At 64.1% G+C, this 23,121-nt stretch carries 21 protein-coding genes; 11 read left to right on the top strand and 10 right to left on the bottom strand.

The window, feature by feature from the left end; translation table 11 throughout:
- Positions 1-176: 176 nt before the first annotated feature.
- The 6 genes from ftsK to cysG all read left to right on the top strand — a co-directional run bounded on the left by ftsK (position 177) and on the right by cysG (position 7,861).
- Positions 177-2,582: a DNA translocase FtsK gene (ftsK, locus tag ACX1DW_RS08230; protein ID WP_267930564.1), complete on the top strand. Its 2,406-nt coding sequence runs from the start codon at positions 177-179 to the stop codon at positions 2,580-2,582.
- Positions 2,583-2,599: 17 nt separating this feature from the next.
- Positions 2,600-3,226 carry an outer membrane lipoprotein chaperone LolA gene (gene lolA / locus ACX1DW_RS08225; protein ID WP_458993191.1) on the top strand — a complete coding sequence of 209 codons (627 nt, stop codon included), beginning with the start codon at positions 2,600-2,602 and terminating at the stop codon, positions 3,224-3,226.
- A 70-nt stretch (positions 3,227-3,296) separates the two neighbouring features.
- A complete protein-coding gene (locus tag ACX1DW_RS08220; protein WP_458993190.1) occupies positions 3,297-4,622 on the top strand; it encodes a replication-associated recombination protein A in 1,326 nt (441 codons plus the stop codon).
- A complete protein-coding gene (crcB, locus tag ACX1DW_RS08215) occupies positions 4,619-4,993 on the top strand; it encodes a fluoride efflux transporter CrcB (RefSeq protein WP_458993189.1) in 375 nt (124 codons plus the stop codon). The genes ACX1DW_RS08220 and crcB overlap by 4 nt, the downstream gene beginning before the upstream one ends.
- Before the next feature lie 72 nt (positions 4,994-5,065).
- Entirely contained in the window at positions 5,066-6,346 is a 1,281-nt protein-coding gene (gene serS / locus ACX1DW_RS08210; protein ID WP_003298845.1) for a serine--tRNA ligase, read from the top strand.
- A 120-nt stretch (positions 6,347-6,466) separates the two neighbouring features.
- Positions 6,467-7,861 (top strand): siroheme synthase CysG, encoded by a 1,395-nt coding sequence (cysG, locus tag ACX1DW_RS08205; RefSeq protein WP_458993188.1) that lies wholly within the window; start codon positions 6,467-6,469, stop codon positions 7,859-7,861.
- Between the two features lie 27 nt (positions 7,862-7,888).
- Here cysG and ACX1DW_RS08200 read toward each other — a convergent pair whose 3' ends face one another.
- The 7 genes from ACX1DW_RS08200 to ACX1DW_RS08170 form a co-directional block, all read right to left on the bottom strand.
- Positions 7,889-8,554: a response regulator transcription factor gene (locus ACX1DW_RS08200; protein WP_003298847.1), complete on the bottom strand. Its 666-nt coding sequence runs from the start codon at positions 8,552-8,554 to the stop codon at positions 7,889-7,891.
- Between the two features lie 53 nt (positions 8,555-8,607).
- Positions 8,608-9,171 (bottom strand): PQQ-dependent catabolism-associated CXXCW motif protein, encoded by a 564-nt coding sequence (locus ACX1DW_RS08195; RefSeq protein WP_458993187.1) that lies wholly within the window; start codon positions 9,169-9,171, stop codon positions 8,608-8,610.
- A gap of 103 nt (positions 9,172-9,274) precedes the next feature.
- On the bottom strand, positions 9,275-10,066 hold the full coding sequence (locus ACX1DW_RS08190) for an ABC transporter permease (RefSeq protein ID WP_102840981.1): 792 nt from the start codon (positions 10,064-10,066) through the stop codon (positions 9,275-9,277).
- Complete coding sequence (locus ACX1DW_RS08185) at positions 10,063-10,935, bottom strand: ABC transporter ATP-binding protein (protein WP_458993186.1); 873 nt, start codon at positions 10,933-10,935, stop codon at positions 10,063-10,065. Before ACX1DW_RS08185 ends, ACX1DW_RS08190 begins: the two co-directional genes overlap by 4 nt.
- Positions 10,932-11,903, bottom strand: a complete 972-nt coding sequence (locus tag ACX1DW_RS08180) for a YVTN family beta-propeller repeat protein (protein ID WP_458993185.1) — start codon at positions 11,901-11,903, stop codon at positions 10,932-10,934. The genes ACX1DW_RS08185 and ACX1DW_RS08180 overlap by 4 nt, the downstream gene beginning before the upstream one ends.
- A gap of 18 nt (positions 11,904-11,921) precedes the next feature.
- Positions 11,922-12,410 (bottom strand): tetratricopeptide repeat protein, encoded by a 489-nt coding sequence (locus ACX1DW_RS08175; RefSeq protein WP_458993184.1) that lies wholly within the window; start codon positions 12,408-12,410, stop codon positions 11,922-11,924.
- Complete coding sequence (locus ACX1DW_RS08170; RefSeq protein WP_444815153.1) at positions 12,407-13,594, bottom strand: ABC transporter substrate-binding protein; 1,188 nt, start codon at positions 13,592-13,594, stop codon at positions 12,407-12,409. Before ACX1DW_RS08170 ends, ACX1DW_RS08175 begins: the two co-directional genes overlap by 4 nt.
- Positions 13,595-13,749: 155 nt before the next feature.
- On the opposite strand from ACX1DW_RS08170, the gene ACX1DW_RS08165 reads away from it, so the two are divergent.
- The 5 genes from ACX1DW_RS08165 (at position 13,750) to ACX1DW_RS08145 (ending at position 20,209) form a co-directional block, all read left to right on the top strand.
- The gene (locus ACX1DW_RS08165; protein ID WP_102840986.1) at positions 13,750-14,187 is read left to right on the top strand and encodes a cupredoxin domain-containing protein; all 438 of its coding nucleotides are present in this window, start codon (positions 13,750-13,752) and stop codon (positions 14,185-14,187) included.
- Positions 14,188-14,228: 41 nt separating this feature from the next.
- A complete protein-coding gene (locus ACX1DW_RS08160) occupies positions 14,229-15,494 on the top strand; it encodes a HAMP domain-containing sensor histidine kinase (RefSeq protein WP_458993183.1) in 1,266 nt (421 codons plus the stop codon).
- On the top strand, positions 15,491-16,150 hold the full coding sequence (locus ACX1DW_RS08155; RefSeq protein ID WP_458993182.1) for a response regulator transcription factor: 660 nt from the start codon (positions 15,491-15,493) through the stop codon (positions 16,148-16,150). The genes ACX1DW_RS08160 and ACX1DW_RS08155 overlap by 4 nt, the downstream gene beginning before the upstream one ends.
- Positions 16,151-16,507: 357 nt before the next feature.
- Positions 16,508-18,808: a TonB-dependent receptor gene (locus tag ACX1DW_RS08150; protein WP_458993181.1), complete on the top strand. Its 2,301-nt coding sequence runs from the start codon at positions 16,508-16,510 to the stop codon at positions 18,806-18,808.
- A 237-nt stretch (positions 18,809-19,045) separates the two neighbouring features.
- The gene (locus ACX1DW_RS08145; protein ID WP_458993180.1) at positions 19,046-20,209 is read left to right on the top strand and encodes an MFS transporter; all 1,164 of its coding nucleotides are present in this window, start codon (positions 19,046-19,048) and stop codon (positions 20,207-20,209) included.
- Between the two features lie 26 nt (positions 20,210-20,235).
- Here the strand turns inward: ACX1DW_RS08145 and ACX1DW_RS08140 are convergent, their stop codons facing one another.
- The 3 genes from ACX1DW_RS08140 to ACX1DW_RS08130 all read right to left on the bottom strand — a co-directional run bounded on the left by ACX1DW_RS08140 (position 20,236) and on the right by ACX1DW_RS08130 (position 23,077).
- On the bottom strand, positions 20,236-20,871 hold the full coding sequence (locus ACX1DW_RS08140; protein WP_458993179.1) for a 3'-5' exonuclease: 636 nt from the start codon (positions 20,869-20,871) through the stop codon (positions 20,236-20,238).
- A 109-nt stretch (positions 20,872-20,980) separates the two neighbouring features.
- Complete coding sequence (locus ACX1DW_RS08135; RefSeq protein WP_458993178.1) at positions 20,981-22,297, bottom strand: methyl-accepting chemotaxis protein; 1,317 nt, start codon at positions 22,295-22,297, stop codon at positions 20,981-20,983.
- Between the two features lie 126 nt (positions 22,298-22,423).
- Entirely contained in the window at positions 22,424-23,077 is a 654-nt protein-coding gene (locus ACX1DW_RS08130) for a pentapeptide repeat-containing protein (protein WP_046618944.1), read from the bottom strand.
- Positions 23,078-23,121: the final 44 nt, after the last annotated feature.

Raw genomic sequence — 23,121 nt, 5'->3', positions numbered from 1 at the left:
GAAGCGTGCTCCAGTCGAGCCGCGCCGGGAAATCGGGCGTTTATGCTACACCGAAGCATCGGCAAAAGCCCAAGCCGCCGCGGAACCCGCATGCCATCGAATCGACAAACCCGTACAATGCCGGGGTTCTGGCTGACTACGGTTCATCGCGCCGCAGGCGCAGGAAAGAAAGCGTTTTGAAGAATTCCTCATCTACCGCGCCGGCAACCGTCTGGCGACAACAATTGCACTATCGCCTCAAGGAAGGCGCGTTGATAGCGCTCGGTGCGCTCTGCGTCTACCTGTGGATGGCGCTATTGACCTACGATCCGGGCGATCCGGGCTGGACCCACACGAGCAACGTCGATCAGGTGCGCAACGCCGCGGGCCGCGCGGGCGCCTGGTTCGCCGATGTGCTGTTCATGGCGCTGGGTTACTTCGCGTACCTCTTCCCGCTACTGCTGGGCGTCAAGACCTGGCAGGTATTCCGTGCGCGTCACCAGCCCTGGGTGTGGAATGGCTGGTTGTTCTCCTGGCGGCTGATCGGCCTGGTGTTCCTGGTGCTGTCCGGTTCGGCGTTGGCCTATATCCATTTCCAGGGCGGCGAAGCCTTGCCGGCATCCGCGGGCGGTGCGCTGGGCGAGAGCCTTGGCCAGCTGGCGGTGCAGACGCTCAACGTGCAGGGCAGCACGCTCGCGTTGCTGGCGTTCTTTCTGTTCGGGCTGACGGTCTTTACCGACCTGTCCTGGTTCAAGGTGATGGATATCACCGGCAAGATCACGCTCGACCTGCTGGAACTGATCCAGAGCTTTTTCAGCCGCTGGTGGAATGCCCGCGCCGAACGCAAGCAGCTGGTTGCGCAGCTGCGCGAGGCGGACGATGTGGTAAGCGAGGTGGCCGCGCCAATGGTGCGCGATCGCCGCGAGCAGGCCAAGGTCAAGGAGCGCATCATCGAGCGCGACGAGGCACTGGCCAAGCACATGAGCGAGCTGGGGAAGCGCCAGGCTCCTGTGATCACCCCGCCCGCACCGGCAAAGCCGGCAGAGCCGAGCAAGCGCGTGCTCAAGGAGAAGCAGGCGCCGTTGTTCGTCGATACCGCGGTCGAAGGCAGCCTGCCGCCGATTTCCATCCTCGACGTCGCGGAAAAGCAGCAGAAGCAGTATTCGCCCGAGTCCCTCGAGGCCATGTCGCGGCTGCTGGAGATCAAGCTCAAGGAGTTCGGCGTCGAGGTGGTGGTCGAGTCGGTTCACCCAGGCCCGGTGATCACCCGTTTCGAGATTCAGCCTGCGGCCGGCGTCAAGGTCAGCCGCATCTCCAATCTGGCCAAGGACCTGGCGCGTTCGATGGCCATGGTCAGCGTGCGCGTGGTCGAGGTCATTCCGGGCAAGACCACCGTGGGTATCGAGATTCCCAACGAGGATCGGCAGATCGTCCGTTTCTCCGAGGTGCTGTCGTCGGCGCCTTATGACGACGCCAAGTCGCCGGTCACCCTGGCGCTCGGCCACGATATCGGCGGCAAACCGGTCATCGCCGACCTGGCGAAGATGCCGCACCTGCTGGTGGCCGGTACCACCGGTTCCGGTAAGTCGGTGGGGGTCAACGCGATGATCCTGTCGATCCTGTTCAAGTCGACGCCGGAAGAGGCGCGGCTGATCATGATCGACCCGAAGATGCTCGAACTGTCGATCTACGAAGGCATTCCGCACCTGCTCTGCCCGGTGGTCACCGACATGAAGGAGGCGGCCAACGCACTGCGCTGGAGCGTCGCCGAGATGGAGCGTCGCTACAAGCTGATGGCGGCCATGGGCGTGCGCAACCTGGCGGGCTTCAACCGCAAGATCAAGGAGGCGGAAGAGGCCGGCACGCCGCTGCACGACCCGCTGTACAAGCGCGAGTCGATGGATGACGAGCCGCCGTATCTGAAGAGCCTGCCGACCATCGTGGTGGTCGTCGATGAATTCGCCGACATGATGATGATCGTCGGCAAGAAGGTCGAAGAGCTGATTGCCCGTATCGCGCAGAAGGCACGTGCGGCGGGCATCCATCTGATTCTTGCCACCCAGCGGCCGTCGGTGGACGTGATCACCGGTCTAATCAAGGCCAACATCCCGACCCGCATGGCGTTCCAGGTGTCGAGCAAGATCGACTCGCGCACTATCCTCGACCAGGGCGGCGCCGAGCAGCTGCTCGGTCACGGTGACATGCTCTACTTGCCGCCGGGCACCGGCCTGCCGATCCGCGTGCATGGTGCGTTCGTCTCCGATGACGAGGTGCATCGTGTGGTCGAAGCCTGGAAGGCTCGCGGAGCGCCCGACTACATCGAGGACATCCTCGCCGGCGTGGAAGAGGCTGGTAGCGGCTTCGAGGGCGGTGGTGGCGAAGGCAGCGGCGAAGGTAGCGAAGAAGACCCCTTGTACGACGAGGCCGTTCGCTTCGTTACCGAAAGCCGCCGCGCGTCGATCTCCGCCGTGCAGCGCAAGCTGAAGATCGGCTACAACCGCGCCGCACGCATGATCGAGGCCATGGAAATGGCCGGCGTGGTGACATCCATGAATACCAACGGCTCGCGCGAGGTCATCGCGCCGCCACCCATGCGCGATTGAATCGCTTCGAGGGCTACATGCAATTGATCCGTTTGCTGTGTGCATCTGTCCTGATGGTCGCCCTGGCTCCGGCACATGCCGACCAGGCTGCGTCCACCAAACGACTGACCGATCTGCTCAACCAGGCTGAAACGCTCACCGGTCGTTTCTCGCAACTGTCGCTCGATGGCAGCGGCACCCAGTTGCAGGAAACGTCCGGCGAGCTGGCGCTCAAGCGTCCCGGGCAGTTTCGCTGGCATACCGATGCACCGATGGAGCAGCTGCTGGTGTCCAACGGCGAAAAGGTCTGGTTGTATGACCCAGACCTCGAGCAGGTCACCGTTCAGCAGCTCGATCAGCGTCTGACGCACACCCCCGCGCTTTTGCTTTCCGGTGATGTCTCCACCATCAGCGAGAATTTCGAGGTCTCGCACAAGGAGGCCGGGGACGTGGTGGACTTCACCCTCAAGCCCAAGGCCAAGGACACCCTGTTCGACAACCTGCGGCTGTCCTTCCGCGGCGGCGTGATCAATGACATGCAGCTGATCGACAGTGTCGGTCAGCGCACCAATATCCTCTTCATGGGGGTGAAGATGAATCAGCCGCTCAAGGCCGACCTGTTCACCTTCGAGATTCCCGAGGGTGCCGACGTCATTTCCGAGTGAGCCTAATCTGACATTCGTATCAGGCGGCCTGCGCAGCGGCGGGCCGCTGCAATCGAGGTAACCGTCCGCAATGGACCTGTTCAGCCGCGAACCTGTCGCCCAGCCACTTGCCGCGCGTCTGCGCGCAGCCAGCCTCGATGAATACGTCGGGCAGGAGCACCTGCTCGCGCGCGGCAAGCCGTTGCGCGAGGCGCTTGAGCAGGGCGCGTTGCACTCCATGGTGTTCTGGGGGCCGCCCGGTGTCGGCAAGACCACTCTGGCGCGGCTCCTGGCAAAAGTCTCCGATGCCCATTTCGAGACGGTTTCCGCCGTGCTCGCCGGGGTCAAGGAGATTCGCCAGGCGGTGGAGATCGCCAAGCAGCAGGCGGCGCAGTACGGCCGGCGGACCATTCTGTTCGTCGACGAAGTGCATCGTTTCAACAAGTCCCAGCAGGACGCCTTCCTGCCTTACGTCGAAGACGGCACGCTGATCTTTATCGGCGCCACCACCGAAAACCCCTCTTTCGAACTCAACAATGCCTTGCTCTCGCGGGCTCGCGTTTATGTGCTGAAAAGCCTGGACGAAGCGGCCTTGCGCAAACTGGTGACGCGCGCGCTGACCGAGCCCAAGGGCCTGGGCGAGCTCAATCTCACGCTGCCGGAGGAGAGCTTCCAGATGCTGCTGGCGGCAGCCGATGGTGACGGTCGTCGGCTGCTCAACCTGCTGGAGAACGCATCGGACCTGGCTGAAGAGGGCGGCAGCATCAGCACCGACCTGCTGCAGGATCTGCTGGGCGACAGTCGCCGACGCTTCGACAAGGGCGGCGAGGCCTTCTACGACCAGATATCGGCGCTGCACAAGTCCGTGCGCGGCTCGAATCCGGATGCCGCGCTGTACTGGTTCGCGCGCATGCTCGATGGTGGCTGCGACCCGCTGTACATCGCCCGGCGCGTCGTGCGCATGGCCAGCGAGGAGATCGGCAATGCCGACCCACGGGCGCTGCCGCTGTGTCTGAACGCCTGGGATGTGCAGGAGCGCCTGGGCAGCCCGGAAGGGGAGCTGGCCGTGGCGCAGGCGATCGTCTATCTCGCCTGCGCGCCGAAGAGCAACGCCGTCTACACCGCGTTCAAGGCGGCGATGCGTGATGCCGCCGAGAACGGCTCGCAGGAAGTGCCGCTGCATTTGCGTAATGCACCGACCAAGCTGATGAAAGAACTCGGCTACGGCAACGAATACCGCTACGCCCACGACGAACCGGATGCCTATGCTGCAGGCGAGGATTATTTTCCCGAAGCGATGGAGCCGCGGCGTTACTACCATCCGGCCCCGCGCGGGCTGGAAAGCAAGATCCGCGACAAGCTCGAGCACCTTGCCCGGCTCGACCGCGAAAGCCCGAAACAACGGAGAAAGGAATGATCCGCATGGCCTTCGCCGTCGCCTGTGGCGGCGTGATCGGGACCCTGTTGCGCTTTGCCCTGGCGACCTGGGTCAGCAATCAATGGCCACGGCATTTCTATCTGGCCACGCTGGCCGTGAACCTGCTGGGGTGCCTGCTGATCGGCTATCTCTATGCAACCTTTCTCGCCCGACCGGACATTTCACCCGAGCTGCGTGGCGCACTGATCATCGGCTTTCTTGGCGCACTGACGACTTTCTCCAGCTTCTCACTTGACGCACTGCGCCTGCTTGAAAGCGGTCAGCTGGCGACTGCCTTCGCCTACGTCGGCGGCAGTGTGCTCGGTGGCCTGCTCGCGGCCTGGGCCGGTCTGGCGCTCGCCAGGTTATGAACCGACGGCCGTTCACAGTAAACTTCGCTCCCTCTTCGCCCTTCATCCAAGCTTTCACAGACGAGACCCACCATGCTTGATTCGAAACTGGTACGCACTCAGCTACAGGACGTGGCGGCCCGCCTGGCCACCCGTGGCTACCAGCTGGACGTGGCGCGCATCGAAGCGCTGGAAGCTCAGCGCAAGACCGTGCAGACCCGCACCGAACAACTCCAGGCCGAGCGCAACGCGCGCTCCAAATCCATCGGCCAGGCCAAGCAGCGCGGTGAGGACATCGCGCCGTTGCTCGCCGACGTGGATCGCATGGGCTCGGAACTCGAATCCGGCAAGCAGGAGCTGGACCGCATCCAGACCGAACTCGACCAGCTGATGCTGAGCATTCCCAACCTGCCGCACGAGTCGGTGCCGGTCGGTGCGGATGAGGACGAGAACGTCGAGGTTCGCCGCTGGGGTACGCCGAAGACCTTCGACTTCGCCGTTCAGGATCACGTCGCCCTGGGCGAGCAGCATGGCTGGCTGGACTTCGAGACCGCGGCCAAGCTGTCCGGCGCCCGCTTCGCCCTGATGCGCGGCCCGATCGCCCGCCTGCATCGCGCGCTGGCGCAGTTCATGATCGACCTGCACACCCGTGAGCATGGCTACGAAGAGGCCTACACGCCGTATCTGGTACAGGCCCCGGCGCTGCAGGGAACCGGTCAGCTGCCGAAGTTCGAAGAAGATCTGTTCAAGATCAGCCGCGAAGGCGAGGCGGACTTCTACCTGATCCCGACCGCCGAGGTGTCGCTGACCAACATCGTGGCCGGCGAGATTCTCGATGCCAAAGAGCTGCCGCTGAAGTTCGTCGCCCACACGCCCTGTTTCCGCAGCGAGGCCGGCGCCTCCGGACGCGATACCCGCGGCATGATCCGTCAGCACCAGTTCGACAAGGTCGAGATGGTGCAGATCGTCGAGCCGTCCAGGTCCTTCGAGGCGCTGGAAGAGCTGACCGGCAATGCCGAGAAGGTGCTGCAGCTGCTGGAACTGCCTTACCGCGTGTTGTCGCTGTGCACCGGCGACATGGGCTTCGGCGCGACCAAGACCTATGACCTGGAAGTCTGGGTGCCGAGCCAGGACAAGTATCGCGAGATTTCTTCCTGCTCCAACTGCGGTGATTTCCAGGCGCGGCGCATGCAGGCGCGTTATCGCAATCCGGAAACCGGCAAGCCGGAGCTCGTGCACACCCTCAATGGTTCGGGCCTGGCGGTCGGTCGTACCCTGGTCGCCGTACTGGAGAACTACCAGCAGGCCGACGGAAGCGTTGTGGTACCCGACGTGCTGAAACCATACATGGGTGGTATCGAAGTCATCGGCTGAGGCTGCGGCGCTGCGTCATCGCGGTTCGGCATCAGGCCGGATCCTTGATATTCGACAAGGGGCATCGCGGCCGTAATGGCTGTGATGCCCTTACCACCAACGACCCTCCAGGATTCGCCCATGGAATACCTCCCGCTGTTCCACAACCTCAAAGGCCGCACGGTACTGATTGTCGGGGGTGGCGAGATCGCGCTGCGCAAGGCGCGGCTGCTGAGCGAAGCCGGAGCTCGGCTGCGGGTGGTGGCGCCGAGCATCGAGCCGCAACTGGCCGAACTGGTAGAGGCAGGCGATGGCGAATGCCTCGATCGTGGCTATGACCCGCAAGACCTGCAAGGTTGTGTGCTGGCCATCGCCGCCACCGATGACGAGCCGCTGAATGCCGCGGTTTCGCAGCACGCCAACGCGCTGGGCATGCCGGTCAACGTGGTCGACTCGCCGCAGCTGTGCAGCGTGATCTTTCCGGCGATCGTCGACCGCTCGCCGCTGGTGATTGCGGTTTCCAGTGGTGGCGATGCACCGGTGCTGGCGCGGTTGATCCGCGCGCGCATCGAGACCTGGATTCCCGCGGCCTACGGCCAGCTGGCCGGTCTGGCCAAGCAGTTCCGCGCTCAGGTCAAAGCCAAGTTTGCCAACGTTCAGCAGCGGCGGGTGTTCTGGGAGGAAACCTTCCAAGGACCGATCGCCGAACAGGCGTTGGCTGGGTGCAGCGCCGAAGCCGAGCGCCTGCTGGCGGAGAAGCTTGCCGGTGCAGCGCCGCGCGCGCTGGGCGAGGTTTATTTGGTAGGCGCTGGCCCGGGCGATCCTGACCTGCTGACTTTCCGTGCCTTGCGCCTGATGCAGCAGGCTGATGTCGTGCTCTACGATCGCTTGGTAGCGCCAGCGATCATCGACCTGTGCCGGCGCGATGCCGACCGCATCTACGTTGGCAAGCAGCGTTCGGAACACGCGGTGCCGCAGGAGCAGATCAACCAGAAACTGGTGACCCTGGCCAAGGAAGGCAAGCGCGTGCTGCGGCTCAAGGGCGGTGACCCGTTCATCTTTGGCCGCGGTGGTGAGGAGATCGAGGAACTGGCAGCCAACGGTGTGCCGTTCCAGGTCGTGCCGGGTATTACTGCCGCCAGTGGCTGTGCCGCTTATGCCGGCATTCCGCTCACCCACCGCGATCATGCGCAATCGGTGCGTTTCGTCACCGGTCATCTGAAAGACGGCAGCTGCGATCTGCCCTGGGCGGAACTCGCCGCGCCGGCACAGACGCTGGTGTTCTACATGGGCCTGGTGGGCTTGCCGGTGATCTGCCAGCAACTGATAGCCCATGGGCGTTCGGCGGATACGCCGGCGGCGCTGGTGCAGCAGGGCACCACCACCAATCAGCGTGTATTCACCGGGACGCTGGAAACCCTCGCCCAGCGTATCGCCCAAGAGCAGGTGCAGGCACCGACCTTGCTGATCGTCGGTGAAGTGGTCCAGCTACGCGAGAAACTGGCCTGGTTCGAGGGCGCCCAGGCGAGCGCCTAGCAAAAGTTCGACGCTATCTGCGCCGTTTCAGCGGCGCAGATAGGCGGTGAAATCGATGTCCCCGGCAGAAAGGATCGCCTGGACGCGGTTGTGCACGTTGAGCTTGCGCAGAATCGCCGAGACATGTGCCTTCACGGTGGTCTCGGCGATGTCGAGGTTGTAGGCGATCTGCTTGTTGGATTCACCCTTGGTCATGCGCTCGAGCACCAGCAGCTGCTTGCGGGTCAGCGCCTGCAACAGTTCCGGCGGGATCGATGGCTCGTTGTGATGGGAGTGGCGGCTGCTGGGCTTCTGGCTGCGGATGATGTCCGAAGGCAGGTAGACGTTGCCGTTGAGGATCTGCTCGATGGCGTCGGTCATCTGCGCCCGCGGCGAGGATTTGGTGATGAAGCCGACCGCGCCATAGGTAATGGCCTGCAGCACGATCTGCTTGTCCTGCTCCGCCGAGACGATCACCACCGGAATCGTTGGCGCCTCGTTGCGCAGGTTGATCAGGCCGTTGAGGCCGTGCATCCCAGGCATGTTCAGGTCCAGCAGCACCAGATCGAGATCGTCGTGCTCCAGCGTCAAGGCAAGGGCGCTGTCGAGGTCGGCAGTTTCGAGAATTTCGCTGTCGGGGAAGCCGTCGCGAATGACGTTATGAATGGCTTCACGGAACAGCGGATGGTCGTCCGCAATCAGGATCTTGTACAAGGCCGGTCACCTCTTTGTTGTGATTATGGTGGGGGCATGCTGGTCAGGTGATGCTACTCGTCGCCAGGCAGCGGTTCCGGAGTAGCAGGGTGCAAGGGCAGGCCCGCCTGTTCCCAACCGTCCACCCCATCTCGATACCAGTACAGTCGTGTGTAGCCCAGTCCATGGGCGCGCTTGGTGGCGTTCCAGCCGAGCCAGCAGTCCGAGCGGCAGTAGAAGACCAGTGGCCGCTGCATGTTGCCCTGGCTGACGCGGGCAAGGTTGTCGCTGAAGTAGCTTGCCCATTCGGGTTGCAGATTGCCATCGCCGGTGTTCGCCAGCCAGATGCTGCCGGGCAGGTTTGCATGGGGTTCGCTGTCGATGAACCGGCCGGCGAGCCACTGGCTCCGATAGACATCCACCAGTACAAGGTCCGGTTCTTGTGCGATCAGCGCCTGCAGAGCCGCGGTGTCCAGGGTCTGCGCACCTTCCGCCGACGCAGGTGTCGGGCTGCGGTACTGCGTCTGGCGATAGCCTTCAGGCGAGAACAGCGCGAGCTGTTGTTCGGCCGCGGCAACCGTGGGTATACAGAACCCAGGCAGCGCGGCAATCAGCAGGGGCAGTAGCGACCTGAACATAGTCTGTATCCCATGGCGTTTCGATGGCTCGATTACAGAGCAATGGGCCTGTCTTTTAAATCCTACGATGGAGGGGAAAACCGGTACCAAAGTAGTAGATCGCTCAGGCTGAGCGGCGCAAGGCTGCGTGCTGTGGGTTGAAACTGAGCACCGCCAGAAGGCTGAACAGCAGGGTCAGCCCGATGCAGACCATCAACGCGGTTGGTGCCAGGCGCAGATAAAGCGCATGACGGACCAGCTCCACGGCGTGGGTGAAGGGGTTCAGGGCACAGATCCAGTACAACCACTCGCTCGCCTCGCGCATCTTCCACAGCGGGTAGAGCGCCGAGGAGAGGAAGAACATCGGAAAGATCACGAAATTCATCACCCCGGCAAAATTCTCCAGCTGCCGAATGCCGTTGGATAGCAGCAAGCCCAGGGCGCTGAGCAGCAATGCCACCAGCAGCAGGGCGGGCAGGGCGACGATCAGTCCCAGCGCTGGAGGCTGCACGCCGTAGAACCAGGCGATGGCGAGAAAGGCATAGACCTGCAGCAAGGAGATCAACGCCGTAGCGACGAGTTTGCTGGCCAGCAGAAAGCTGCGCGGCAGCGGGCTGGTCAGCAACACGCGCATGCTGCCCATCTCGCGGTCGTAGACCATCGACAGTGAGCCCTGCATGCCGTTGAACAGCAGGATCATGCAGGCCAGCCCCGGCACGATGTACGTTTCGTAGGTGATGTAGGTGTCGTACGGCTCGATGATGGCGATGCCGAGCGCCGCGCGAAAGCCTGCGGCAAACACCACCAGCCAGAGCAGCGGCCGCACCAGGGCGCTGAAGAAGCGCGAACGCTGCTGCACGAAGCGCAGCCATTCACGCAGAACGATACCGCGCAGGCATTCCCAGTAGATGATCATGAGCTCCTCCGCCCGGACTCGAGGGACGTACGCGCGCTGCGAGCCTCTGGGTTGGAAGCAGGCGCCACCGCCTCGTGTTGGGGCTCGATTGCACGCGGCGTACCGTCTAGCACCGCAGGCCGGTTGCCGAGGCTGCTACCGGCCCCGTGGGTATCGTTGCCGGTCAGCCGCGCAAAGCTCGCGGCCAGGTCTTCGCCCTCGGTAGCCAGCTCCGCAGCACGGCCCTGAGCCACCAGACGGCCGCGATTGAGCACCAGCAGATCGTCATCGGCCTGGACCTCATCCAGCAGATGCGTGGTCCAGAGCACGCTCATGCCCTCGTCACGGCAGAGCGCTCGCACATGCTGGTTGAGCGCCTGGCGGCTGGCGGGATCGAGGCCGGCGCTGGCCTCATCGAGCAACAGCAGCTCGGGTCGGTGCAGCAGGGCACGGGCGATTTCCACTCGGCGACGGTGACCACCGTTGAGTTCGCGCACCTTGTTGCGTCGCCGCTCGCCGAGTTGCTGGCGCTGCAGTTCCAGCTCGATACGTTCGTTTGCCACGATCCGCGGCATGCCATGCAGCGCCGCGTGGTAGCGCAGGTTCTGTTCGACCGTAAGGTCCAGGTCCAGTGTGCTCTGCTGGAACACCACGCCCAAGCGCGCAAGGGCCTTGCGCGGTGTTTCGCGCAGATCGAAGCCGGCGATACGGATCTGCCCCTGCTGCAAGTCGTACAGCCGGGTCAAGAGTGCGATCAGGGTCGACTTACCCGCTCCGTTCGGCCCGAGCAATGCCGTGAAACGTCCCTGCGCTGCGGTAAAGCTCACTCCGTCCAGCGCGCGCCGCTCACCGTAGGCGAACGCGATGTCGCCCACCTCCAGCGCGTTCATGGGGCGACCACCACGCCCCACGGATAGCGGCCGACCTTGATTGACTTGGTCACCTTGAGCTTGTCCACGTCGATCACCGAAACGTCGCCGCTGACGCCGTTGGTGGTCAGCAGCAGGCTTTCGTCAGGGTTGAATGCCATGTGCCAGACGCGGCGACCCACCAGCAGGTAGTCGAGCACCTCGTAGGTTTTCGCATCCACTACGGCGATGTGGTTGGCCGGGCCGAGCGCGACGAAGGCGTACTTGCCGTCGGAGGTGAGCTTGACGCCCACCGGTTGAACCTTGTCCGGGTGCACGCCCTTGATCTTGAAGGTCAGCGTCTTGAGGATCTCGCGTTTATCCACGTCCACCACGCTGACCGTGCCGCCGATCTCGGCCGAGGCCCAGAGCAGCTTGCTGTCCTTGGTGAATTCGACGTGGCGAGGGCGCTGGTCGACCAGGGTGTTGTCGACCAGTTCGTTGGTGCTGGTATCGATCCAGTGCAGCATGTTGGTGGTTTCGCTGGTGTTGACCGCCCACTTGCCGTCCGGGCTCACCCCCATGCCCTCGGGCTCGACGCCGACGTCGATCTGCGCCAGCACTTCTTCCTTGTCCACGTCGACCACGGTTACCAGTGCGTCGTCTTCGTTGGAGATGTACAGCCACTTGTTGTTCGGGTGCAGCGCGAACTGCTCGGGATCGGCGCCCGACGGCAGCTGCTTGATGATCTGCCGCGTGGCCAGGTCCATCACCTGCACGGTGTCCGAGTCGCTGGCGCAGATGTACAGCAGCTTGTTGTCATGGGAGAGCGTGAGGCCGCGCGGGCGCATGCCGACTTCCAGCGTCTCGACGGTTTCCATCGTGTCCAGGTTGATCACGCTGATGCTGTCGTCTTTCTCGTTGGAGACGTAGGCGGTGGCGGCGACAGCAGAGCTTGCGGCAAGGCTGAGTGCAATGGCGATGGCAGAGGTAAGGGCAGTTCTGGGCATGGTTGGATTCTCTTGTCGTTATTGTGTGATGGGGGCATTAGCGTCGCTGCTGTCCAGCTTACGCAGATAGTCTTCGGCTTCTTCCTGGCCGCCGGCGGCGGCGCGTTGCAGCCAGTGGCGTGCAGCGTCCTGATCGGCTTCGACGCCACGACCCTCGGCCAGCGCGACACCCCAGTGGTAGCGCGCCAGGCTGACGTAGCTGGCGTCGTCCGGTTGCTCCGCGCCTTGCTTCAGCAGCTCGGCGGATCTGCGCAGGTCCGGCTCCATGCCGCTGCCGCTCTCGTACATTTGTGCCAGCGAGATCATCGAGTAGACGTCGTTCCAGCGCGCCACGCAGTCCTCGAAGATCGCCTTGGCTGCATCGAAGTTGCCGGTCTTCGCCGTCACATAGCCGTAGAGGCATTTGATGCGCTTGGGGCTGTCGACATAGGCCTCATAGCCCATTTCGTCGGCGCTGGCGGGCAGGGTGGCAAGGCCGAGCAGCGCGGCTGCAGCGAGACGACTCATGGGCGGGCCTCGTTCAGGCGGCAGCTGCTTTCCGGTGCGTCGAAGCCGAGGGTGTCCAGTTCGCTGGTGGGATGCAGAAAGCCGTCCTGTGGCGAGTTCGATACCAGTGCACGCGGGTGTACCAGCGGGATCGGCTGGCGCAGCTGGCCATTCCAGGGGCGGAAGCTCAGCTTGCGACCCTTGAAACCATCCAGCGGCAGCTCACCGCTGAGCGACAGCTGACGGATTGCTGCAGCGTCTGTGCTGCGCAGGCGGGTGACCGCCGCCGCGAGGCTGCGCACGCCCATCCAGGCGGCGAAATCGCGGTCGTTCATCCAGCGCTTGGCATGCGCCTCGAAGCGTTTCTGCAATTGGGCGGCGCCGTAGGTTTCCACCGTCTTGTGCCAGCCGGTGGCGGTCAGGCCCTGGGTGCCGGCCACCGGGCGCGGCAACCAGGTGTGATACGGCACGTACTCACCGAAGTCGCCACGCTCGTCCGCCACCAGCACCACATCGTATTCGGCGCCCTGGGTGAACAGCGGCATCTCGGCCTGGGCACTGCGGCGCTGGTCGTTATCGAAACTCCAGGGCTTCTCCTCCACGATGCGGTGACCGAAGCGTTTGGCCGCGCGACGCAAAGCCTCGGCATAGGCTTGATCATCAGCCGTAGGGCCGACGATCAGCATCCAGCGATTCCAGCGGCGCGCCGCGAGAAACTGGCCGAGCGCATCGGCGAGCATGCTGCGGCTCGGCAGGGTGTGCAGGACATTTGCCAGGCAACGCTGGCTGCGCAGTGCATCGTCGGCACTGCCGGCGTTGATCAGCAGCGCTTCCGGCATGGCGTCCGACAGCTGGCGCAGGGACTCGCCCGGCGCGTTGACCACGAACAGGCGCAGGCCGTCGGCGTACTGCTTGCCGGCCTGTTCCAAGAGTTCTTCCGGCGTTTCGCTGGTGGCCGCTTCGAGCACATAGCTGTGCTTGAGAAAACGCCCCGTGCTGTTGCTGTCGGTGATCGCCAGCTCGGCGCCGCGCAGGCCGGCGTCTTCAGGCTCGGGAATGACGTTGGAGAGCACAGGGCCGGTGTCTGGGCGATAACCGAGATAACCGATGCGTATCGCCAGCTCCTGGCTGGGTGCCGCTGCAGCGAACTGCGTGCAGCAGGTGAGGGCGATCAGGAAACCGGCTCGTCGTAATGCGTGGCTCATGGGCAGCTCCTGTGACGTTGCAGGCAGCATAGGAACCATGGCAGAGCGGGGGAATATGCAGAAAGTACCGCTCGGGCGGTACCAAGGTAGTAGGTAAGCGAACGACGGCTACCCCTAGCATGAGTCCGTCCGATAACAATAACGAGGCCATCCCTATGCCCACATATAAAGCTCTGCTGCTCAACCTGCTGTTCGTTGGCAGCCTGGTCGGGTTCGATCACAGCCACGCCGCCGGCGACCTAACCCGTCGTACGCAGGCCTTGCCGGATCTGAAGTTCGGTTCCGAGCAGAGCGATTACGCCGTGTCGCAGAAGGAATATCAGCTGGAGACCGGCGTCGCCTATCAGCTCAAGGTCAGCTCCGATGGCCAGAAGGAGTGTGCGTTCCAGGCGCCCGAGTTCGCCAAGTCGATCTTCTTGCGCAAGGTCGAGGCCGGTGGCGTGGAGATCAAGGCGATCACGCTGGTCGAACTGGAATTCGAGGACGCCGGAGAGGCGGAAATCTTCTTCCTCCCCGTCAAGCCGGGCAGCTACCCGTTCTACTGCAAGGGGCTGCAGAACAAGGGCATGGAAGGCCGGTTCGTGGTCAAGTGAAGCGGACTGGCGCTCGGCGCTGATCACCGGGAGTTGCCGATATGTCCGCACTCTGGCGAATCAATCTGCTGGTCACGCTGTTCTTTGCCGTTGTGACCGTGGTCTGTCTGGCCGTGTTGCTGCGCCAGGCCGCCCACGATGTACAGCGCGAGCTCGATGCCGCCGCGGCGGTGGTTGGCTATCTCGGCGAGATGGCCGAGCGTGATCCCGACTCCCTCAGCCCGGGCCTGACCGATAGCCTGCGCCACATTCGCGTGCGCTGGCTGGACGCCACCGAATCGATGCCCGTTGGGGGCGATCCGGCGCTCGACCACTGGCTCGGGGCCTGGTTGTACCCCGCCGAGCTGTCGTCGCCCAGCGTCCTTCAGCTGTCCAATGGCCAGCGGCTGCACATCAGTGTCGATCCGTATGATGAAGTCGAGGAGGTCAGGGATTCGTTGCTGCAGCTGCTGGTGCTGTTCGGCCTGGCGCTGCTGCTCTGCCTGCTGGCGATCCGCTGGGCCGTGCGCCCAGGCATGCGTGTGCTCGGCGAATTGCTGGGCGCACTTGTGCGTATCGCTGATGGCCGCCTCGATACCCGTCTGCCATCGCATCGCTTCGCCGAGTCGCGCAAGCTCGCCGAGCGCTTCAATCACATGGCCGCTGCACTCGAAGATGCGCGGGCCGACAACGAGCAGCTGACCCAGGCGCTGCTGGCGCTGCAGGAACGTGAGCGCACCCGGCTGGCGCAGGCGCTGCATGACGACCTTGGCCAGTATCTGGCCGGTATCCGCGCGCGGGCCTGCCTGCTGCGCGTCCAGGCAGAGCAACCCGACGCCGTTCGCGAAACCGCGGCGCACCTCGAGCAACACAGCCTCGATCTGCAGAACGGTTTTCGCACGCTAGTGCGAGACCTGTATCCGGTGATGCTCGATCACCTGAACCTGGAAGACGCCATCGGGCAACTCGCCGAGCAGTGGCAGAGCACCCAGGGCATCGAGTGCGAGCTCCGGCTGCGCGGACCGATTCCAGCGCTGTCGATGGACGCCAAGGTGCATCTCTATCGCATGGTGCAGGAGGCGCTGACCAACGTGGCGCGGCATGCGCGCGCGACTCGCGTGTGCCTGCATCTGTGTGGCGGTCACAACGGGCTGCGCCTGCTGCTGCGGGACGATGGCCATGGGTTGCCGCCAGAACGGCCGGGGGTCGGCCTGCGTTCGATGGTCGAGCACGCGCGCTGCCTGGGTGCCCGGCTGCGTATGCGCCACCGCGCCGGAAAGGGCTGGGCGCTCTATCTCAAGTTGCCTTTGCAAGGAGCCACGTCATGAAGATTCTGCTGGTGGATGACCACGCAGTAGTGCGTCAGGGCTACGCGAGCCTGCTCAAGGCTCTGCTTCCCGAGGTGACAGTCAGTGAAGCCGCCAGCGGTGAGCAGGCGCTGGAGCAGGTGCAGGAATCGATTCCCAGCCTGGTCGTGCTCGACCTCGGCCTGCCGGGCATCAGCGGTCTGGAAACCTGTCGACGCCTGCGTCAGCGGTTGCCGTTGTTGCCGGTGCTGGTGTTCAGCATGCATGACGAGCTGGCACTGGTCCGGCAGGCACTGGATGCTGGCGCTTCCGGCTATCTGACCAAGCGCTGCGCGCCGGACGTATTGGTGGAGGCGGTGCGCAAGGTGCTTGCCGGGCAGACCTTCATCGAGCAGCCGCTGGCGACCGAGCTGGCGTGCCAGCGGCCGTCGCAGTCGCCAATCAAGGGGCGACTGGCCGAGATGACGCCGCGCGAGATGGAAATCTTCATCATGCTCGCGCGTGGCATCGGCAATCGGGAGATCGCCGAGCGGCTGTGCATCAGCAGCAAGACCGTTTCGAACCATATGGCCCTGCTGAAAAGCAAGCTGGAGGTCAGCTCCCAGGCCGAACTCGTGCACCTGGCCATCGATCAGGGTTTGCTCCGCGTCGGTGACCGCATGTTGTGCGAGGTCTGATCGGCCTCTTTCCTTCTCTCCTGCTTCGATGCGACGCGACATGACTGTGCGCTGAGTCCAAAGCGCCTCTCCAATTTTTTCCAGAACAGCCCCCGCGCGCCTGTACCAGGCGAGCGGGGCGCTTGTGTTTTGCGAAAGTCGTGGGCCCGAGTTAGTGCGCTGGTCGTAAGACCAATCTCCACGCGGCCGGGAATTTTTCCCGCCAGAGCCGGGAATTCTTCCCTGTCGGCACTGCGCCACGGCTCTCGATAATCGAATCTGGCAGGTTGCCAGCATGCGGTTGCCCGCGGTTCTCGCCGCGTCGCGAATGCCGGTGGCCTGGCCAGACCGATTGGCCAACAAGAACAAGGACCACCCATGCCGTATCAGCTCTGTTGCAGCGCGATGCCCCGCCGTACGCTGCTGTCCCTCGCCATCGCCGCGCTGTTGCCGGCGTCCGTTCATGCCGAGCAGACGCTCGATCTCGGCAGCCAGGAGGTGGTCGGTACCACGCCGCTGCCGGGCATCGAGCTGCCAAAGGATCAGGTGCCGTCCAACATCCAGTCGCTGGATGACGAGGACCTGCGGCGGCTCGGCGGCCAGTCACTGGCAGAGAAGCTGCAGCGCGGGCTGCCCAGCGTCAACGTCAACGAGATCCAGGGCAATCCTTACCAGGCGGACCTCAACTATCGTGGCTTCACCGCCTCGCCGCTGCTCGGTACGCCGCAGGGCCTTTCGGTTTTTCTCGACGGCGTGCGGGTCAATGAAGCGTTCGGCGATGTGGTGCACTGGGACCTGATCCCGAACACTGCCATTGCCAACATGGCCCTGGTGCCGGGCTCGAACCCGCTGTACGGCCTGAACACCCTGGGCGGCGCGCTGGCGCTGCAGACCAAGCGTGGCGATACCCATCCAGGTGGCTCGGCGGAGGTCTACGGCGGTTCGTTCGGACGCCAGGGCGGTGCCATTGAACAGGGTGGCAGCCACGAAGAACTCTCTTGGTACCTGGCCGCCGAGGGCATGGACGAGGACGGTTGGCGTGACCATTCGCCGTCCGAGGTCCGCCAGCTGTTCGGCAAGTTCGCCTGGACCACCGACACCACTGATTTGGCACTGACGCTGGCACACGCCGACAACGACCTGATCGGCAACGGCTTGATTCCTGAAAGCATGTACGACCAGCGGCGCGAGGCGATCTTCACCCACCCCGACCAGACCGAGAACCGCAACCACCTGATGGCGCTGTCCGCGAGCCACTGGCTGAACGACAACGATCGGCTGTCCGGCACGGTCTATCTGCGCCGCACCCGTACCGCAACGCTCAATGGCGACGGCAACGATGAGTACGAGGACGAATACGAGGTGTGGGAAGACGGCGGCTTCATCGGCGAAGGGCCCGAGAGCGGTGTGTTGAACCGTACCCGCACGGCGCAACGAGCCTATGGTCTGGCCCTGCAGTGGGCGCGGAATGTCGGCGCGCATCAGTTCGCCTTCGGACTGTCCCACGACAACACCCGCGCCAGCTTCCACCAGAGCGAACAGGGCGGCGAGCTGACCGACGAGCGCGGCATCGTCGCCAGCGAAGAGGAGGAGCAGGCCAACAGCTTGCTGGGGCGCACCCGTACTTCCAGTCTCTATGCCACCGATACCTGGGCGCTGACCGACGCACTGCAGCTGACCGGCTCGCTGCGCTACAACCGCACGCGCGTGGTCAACACCGATCGCATGGGCGATGCGCTGAATGGCGACTTCACCTATCGCAAGCTCAATCCCGCGCTGGGTTTTGCCTGGCAGCTGCAACCGGCGGTCACCTTCTACGGCGGCTTCTCCCAGGGCAATCGCGCGCCGACGCCAATCGAGCTGGGCTGCGCCGATCCAGCGAACCCGTGCAGTCTGCCGAACGCCATGGCGGCCGATCCCTTCCTTGAGCAGGTGGTCACCCGCACGCTGGAGTTCGGTGTACGTGGCGAACTGGCGGGCGGCACCCGCTGGAACCTCGGGGCCTTTCGCAGCGTGAACCATGATGATCTGCTGTTCGTTGGCACCGGCGGCAGCATGGGCTACTTCACCAACTTCGGCCGCACCCGCCGCCAGGGCATCGAGCTGGGGCTGGCCGGCACGCAAGGGCCGTTCGACTGGCGAGTGGACTACACCTATCTGCATGCGACCTTCCGCTCCGCGGCCTGCATCCTCGCCGAAAACAACAGCACCGAAGGCGAGGGCGGCTGCCCGGACGACGAGATTCGCGTGTCCAGCGGCGACTATCTGCCAGGCCTGCCGAAGCACAACCTCAAGCTGGGGCTGAACTGGAATCTCAACGAGCGGCTGCGAGTCGGCACCAGTGTCCTGGCGTACTCATCGCAGTACGTGCGCGGCAACGAGAACAACCGTCATCAGCCCAACGACGAGGTAGAGGGCAGCGGCAAGCTGCCGGGTTACGCGGTGGTCAACCTAACGGCCGATTACCGCTTAGCTCGTGACTGGACGCTGTTCGGCCGGGTCGACAACCTCTTCGACAAGCGTTACGCCACCGGCGGCGCGCTGGCCGAGAATCCCTTTGTTGGCGCCGGCAACGCCTTCGAATCGGACCCGGACGAATGGCGTCACGAGCAGTTCATCGCCCCTGGCGCGCCGCGGGCGGGTTGGGTGGGCGTGCGTTATCGCTGGGATGCGCTATAACCGATCAGTCGCAGCAGCATCGAACCTGCCGGGCCTTTGCGCCCGGCGTGTTCGCATTCGGCCTCACGGCAGTGTTCGGCTTGCCCGATTCAAGCTATCTGACGCGAAATCGTCACGGCCGATTGCGTATCCTGGCGAGCTTGGCCGATTGGTTGATGGCAACACAGGAGCACGGATGAACCGCGTCCTTCATTACCCCCTTGTCTCGCACCGTGCCGCTGACGGGTGTCGCTGAGCATGCCGTCACGTCTGCGCATCGTTCTCGCACTCGGCAGTGCACAGACCCTGGCCTGGGGTTCGACCTACTACCTGCCGGCCATTCTCGCCGAACCGATGGCGAGCGAATTGGGCATCTCCACCGGCAATGTATTCGCTGCGTTTTCCCTGGCACTGATCGTCACCGCCATCCTCGGGCCGTTGTCCGGCAAGCGTATCGACCATCACGGCGGGCGCGATGTGCTGGCGCTTTCCAGTGTCGTTTTTGCCCTCGGCCTGGCCGTGCTCGGCCTGGCAAACGGGCCGCTGATGCTCTGGCTCGGCTGGTTGGTGATCGGAATCGGCATGGCGCTCGGCCTTTACGAGTCGGCCTTCTCCACGCTTGCCGGCATCTACGGTCGCGATGCGCGCGGCACGATCACCGGCATCACCTTGCTCGCCGGCTTCGCCAGTACGGTGTGCTGGCCGATCAGCGGCTGGCTGAACGCCGAACTTGGCTGGCGCGCGACCTGCCTCACATGGGCCGGAGCGCATCTGCTGCTCGGGCTGCCATTGAACCGGCTGCTGATTCCGGTTGGCGTTCAGCCGGCCCCAACCGCGGCAGAGCAAGCGCAGACAGACGGACGTTCCGGTGCGGGATTGACCATGGCGTTGCTGGCCTTCGTCTTCGCTGCCACCTGGTTCACCAGCACGGCGATGGCGGCGCACCTGCCGCGTCTGCTGCAGGAGTCCGGACTGTCACCGGCCGCCGCTATCGCGATCGCGGCGCTGGTCGGACCGGCCCAGGTCGGGGCGCGCTGCCTGGAGTTCGTCCTGCTGCAGCGCTTCCATCCACTGATCTCGGCCCGCCTCGCCGCCATTGCCCATCCCATCGGTGCGGCTGGCGTGATGCTGGCGGGTGCGCCTGCGACCACCGCATTCGTGCTTCTGCATGGCGGCGGCAACGGCATTCTGACCATTGCCAAAGGGACCTTGCCGCTGGCGATATTCGGTCCCCATGGCTATGGCCTGCGCCAGGGTCTGCTGATGGTGCCGGCACGCTTCGCCCAGGCGTTTTCACCGCTGGTGTTCGCATTGCTGATCGACGACTTCGGTACGCGGGCGCTGTGGCTGTCGGCGGGACTGGGGGTGCTGGCGTATGCCGCGCTGACCTTCCTGCAACGTCGGACGCATGGGCTGGCCTGACTCCGTCGAGCGCCGCCGAAGCCTTGTCAGCGCGGTAGCGCCGCGAGCAGCATCGCCTGCTGCTCTGCGCTCAGACCGAGGAACACGCGCAGCGCGGCGTAGGCATCGTTGGCCGCGTAGGCCTGCTGTGCCTCGGTCAGCGCGGGGTTCGCCCAGTTCGAGGTGGCCACGCTGCGGGATTTTTCGATCCGCGCGTCGAGCACCGCGGCCACCGCACCGCGCAGGCCGACCTGACCCTTCTTGCCCTGATAGCGAAGCACCGAGCCCAGGTCCAGCAGGCTGGCCGGCCGGATGCCCAGCTTGCCGTGCAGTCTGGAGCGATCCGACTTCAGCCCGAAACCGATCTTCGCCAGCGCGGGCGCTTGCAGGATTGCGCTGGCCGCTTCGATGCAGCCGGGCACGCCGATCCTGAACAGGTAGGCCTTTGCCGGGGTAGCGAACTGGATCAGGTGCGGACCGCTGGAGACTTCGCCCACCTTGAAGGTCGGTTTGGATTCGGTATCGAAACCGATGCAGGCAAAGCCCATGATTTCCTCCACCGCCGCGCGAAACTCGTCCGCCGTCGCGGGGGTGACGATGCTCGCCGACGTCAGCCCGTCGAAGCGCGGCAGCCCGTCGACATTCGGATGCTGGCGGATATGAATGATCAGCTTCTGCGTCAAGCTGGCGTCCTCCGAACGCTGATGATCGAGTCAGCCTGAGGCAGCGGTGCCGACTCGGCTGTAGCGCGGCCACCCTTCATATGCCGATCTGCTGTGGACAGGCTCGCCATCAGTTCTTCAACTGGCTGGCGAACTGCCCGACCGCGCTGACCACGCGCTGCGCGCCGTCCTGGATCTCGACGATCACCGCGCCGGCCTGGTTGGCGAATTCCAGTCCCTGCTCGGCCTGGTCACGGCTCGCGCTCATGCTGTGCACAGCGGCTTGCGCCAGGTCCTGGTTTTTCTGCACGACACCGACGATTTCCTCGGCGGCCTTGCTGGTGCGGGCCGCCAGCTGGCGAACCTCGTCGGCCACCACGGCGAAGCCACGGCCCTGATCACCAGCCCGTGCGGCTTCGATGGCGGCGTTGAGGGCCAGCAGGTTGGTCTGATCGGCAATACCGCTGATGGTCTTGAGGATCGCGCCGATCAGCTGCGACTGCTTGTCCAGCGCCTCGATACCGTCGGAGGCTTCCTGCATCTGCTGGGCGATGCGATGCATCACCTCGACCGTCTGCTGGACCACTTGCGCGCCGCGCTGGGCACTGAGGTCGGTGTGCTGGGAGGTGTCGTAGGCAATCGTTGCGGCGTCGGCCACGGCCATCTCCCGGTTGACCTGATCGGTGATGACGGTGGCGAACTTGATCACCTTGTACAGCTTGCCGTAGGCATCGAGCACCGGGTTGTAGGACGCCTCGAGCCAGACGGTCTGACCGTGGGCATCGATACGCTTGAAGCGTTCGGCGATGTACTCGCCACGGTTGAGGCTAGCCCAGAATTCGCGATAGGCCGGCGACTCGCTTTCCTCACGTTCACAGAACATGCGGTGGTGCTTGCCCTTGATCTGCTCGAGGCGGTAGCCCATGCCGTCGAGAAAGCGCTGGTTGGCGGTGATGACATGCCCGCCGAGGTCGAATTCGATCACCGCGGTGGAGCGCAGCAGCGCGTTGACCACGCTCTCGTGCTCGCGCGAGGTTTCGATGGTACGGGTCAGGTTGGTGGCGCACAGGGTGTAGTGGTGCAACGTGCCATCCGAGCCCTTGATCGGCTGCCAGATCGAACGCAGCCAGGCTTCCTTGCCGTCGGCCCGCAGCAGTCGATAGGCACCGCTGAGATGCTCGGCACGCTGCATGGCGGTCTTGAGGCGTGCGTAGTTTGGTTCGGTACGAAACTGCTGGCTGAAGAAGTCGTCGACGGAGCGGCCGATCAGATCGTCGCGGCGATAACCCATTTCGCTGAGGAACAGCTCGTTGGCGTGCTGAATGCGTCCTTGCGGGTCCAATTCCAGGACCATCATCTCCCTGTACAACGAGTTCTTGATCTGCTTATTGATTGCGGCTTCCTCGCGCAATTCAGCCAGTTCTCGTTTCAGGTTCTTGTTGAACATTTATTGGCATCCAGTGAAGGGCAAGGCCGCCCAGTCACTTGATCGGCGCAGGAGTCCTTTTCCTGAGGTCGAAGGCCAATGGTTTGTTCTATACCGGCGATTGAACTGGCCTATCGCCGGCGTTTTTCATTTCTCCCAATCGACCGGGCAGTCCTTGCAGCCTTCCATGTTGGTGCCCTGGAAGGTCGCGTAATGCCGGCGTGCGCCGGTCAGCACGGCGTTGCCGAGGTTGGCGTCGTTGAGCTTGGCTTCCTGCAGGTTGGCATCGGTGAGATCGGCGCCCAGAAGGTCGGCCTTGCTCAGCCAGGTCATTTCCAGGTCGGCGGCGTGCAGCGTGCTGTCGTGCATCTGGGCGCCGCTCATGCGGGCGAACTCGAGGTAGGCGCCGGTGAGGTCGGCCCTCTCGAACTGGGCGGCCTGGGCGAACAGGCCCCAGCCCTGGATGGCGATCAGCCGGGCATCGGTGAAATTGGCCAGACGCAGGTTGGCCTGTTGCAGGCTGGCGCGGTTAAGCGTGGCACCGCTGAGGTCGGCTTTTTCCAGATTGGCCAGGTCGAGGTTGGCGTGGCGCAGGTTGGCTCCGGACAGGTTGGCACCGGCGAGATTGATACGGCGCAAATCCTGATTGCTCAGGTCGGCGCCGCGCAGGTCGGCGTTGGCACACTGGCTCTCGGGCTGGAGTACGCAGCCGTTGATCGTCAGAGGAGCGTCGTCTGCGGCGATGGCGGACGCGCTGGCCAACAGGAGCAGTGGCAGAAGCAAGCGGTTAGCGGTGTTCATGGGAGGTCACCTGGGGCAGGGCGGGGGAGAAAAAGCGGTCGCGC

The organism is Stutzerimonas sp. KH-1 (assembly GCF_054483855.1).
The sequence above is the reverse complement of the archived record's forward strand: the minus strand, read 5'-3'. Positions and strand labels throughout refer to the sequence as shown.

Excerpts from the sequence above, each read along its gene's own strand:
- lolA (WP_458993191.1), top strand. The coding sequence starts at position 2,600 with ATGCAATTGATCCGTTTGCTGTGTGCATCTGTCCTGATGGTCGCCCTG.
- ACX1DW_RS08220 (WP_458993190.1), top strand. The coding sequence starts at position 3,297 with ATGGACCTGTTCAGCCGCGAACCTGTCGCCCAGCCACTTGCCGCGCGT.
- crcB (WP_458993189.1), top strand. The coding sequence starts at position 4,619 with ATGATCCGCATGGCCTTCGCCGTCGCCTGTGGCGGCGTGATCGGGACC.
- serS (WP_003298845.1), top strand. The coding sequence starts at position 5,066 with ATGCTTGATTCGAAACTGGTACGCACTCAGCTACAGGACGTGGCGGCC.
- cysG (WP_458993188.1), top strand. The coding sequence starts at position 6,467 with ATGGAATACCTCCCGCTGTTCCACAACCTCAAAGGCCGCACGGTACTG.
- ACX1DW_RS08195 (WP_458993187.1), bottom strand. The coding sequence starts at position 9,171 with ATGTTCAGGTCGCTACTGCCCCTGCTGATTGCCGCGCTGCCTGGGTTC.
- ACX1DW_RS08190 (WP_102840981.1), bottom strand. The coding sequence starts at position 10,066 with ATGATCATCTACTGGGAATGCCTGCGCGGTATCGTTCTGCGTGAATGG.
- ACX1DW_RS08185 (WP_458993186.1), bottom strand. The coding sequence starts at position 10,935 with ATGAACGCGCTGGAGGTGGGCGACATCGCGTTCGCCTACGGTGAGCGG.
- ACX1DW_RS08180 (WP_458993185.1), bottom strand. The coding sequence starts at position 11,903 with ATGCCCAGAACTGCCCTTACCTCTGCCATCGCCATTGCACTCAGCCTT.
- ACX1DW_RS08175 (WP_458993184.1), bottom strand. The coding sequence starts at position 12,410 with ATGAGTCGTCTCGCTGCAGCCGCGCTGCTCGGCCTTGCCACCCTGCCC.
- ACX1DW_RS08170 (WP_444815153.1), bottom strand. The coding sequence starts at position 13,594 with ATGAGCCACGCATTACGACGAGCCGGTTTCCTGATCGCCCTCACCTGC.
- ACX1DW_RS08165 (WP_102840986.1), top strand. The coding sequence starts at position 13,750 with ATGCCCACATATAAAGCTCTGCTGCTCAACCTGCTGTTCGTTGGCAGC.
- ACX1DW_RS08160 (WP_458993183.1), top strand. The coding sequence starts at position 14,229 with ATGTCCGCACTCTGGCGAATCAATCTGCTGGTCACGCTGTTCTTTGCC.
- ACX1DW_RS08155 (WP_458993182.1), top strand. The coding sequence starts at position 15,491 with ATGAAGATTCTGCTGGTGGATGACCACGCAGTAGTGCGTCAGGGCTAC.
- ACX1DW_RS08150 (WP_458993181.1), top strand. The coding sequence starts at position 16,508 with ATGCCGTATCAGCTCTGTTGCAGCGCGATGCCCCGCCGTACGCTGCTG.
- ACX1DW_RS08145 (WP_458993180.1), top strand. The coding sequence starts at position 19,046 with ATGCCGTCACGTCTGCGCATCGTTCTCGCACTCGGCAGTGCACAGACC.
- ACX1DW_RS08135 (WP_458993178.1), bottom strand. The coding sequence starts at position 22,297 with ATGTTCAACAAGAACCTGAAACGAGAACTGGCTGAATTGCGCGAGGAA.
- ACX1DW_RS08130 (WP_046618944.1), bottom strand. The coding sequence starts at position 23,077 with ATGAACACCGCTAACCGCTTGCTTCTGCCACTGCTCCTGTTGGCCAGC.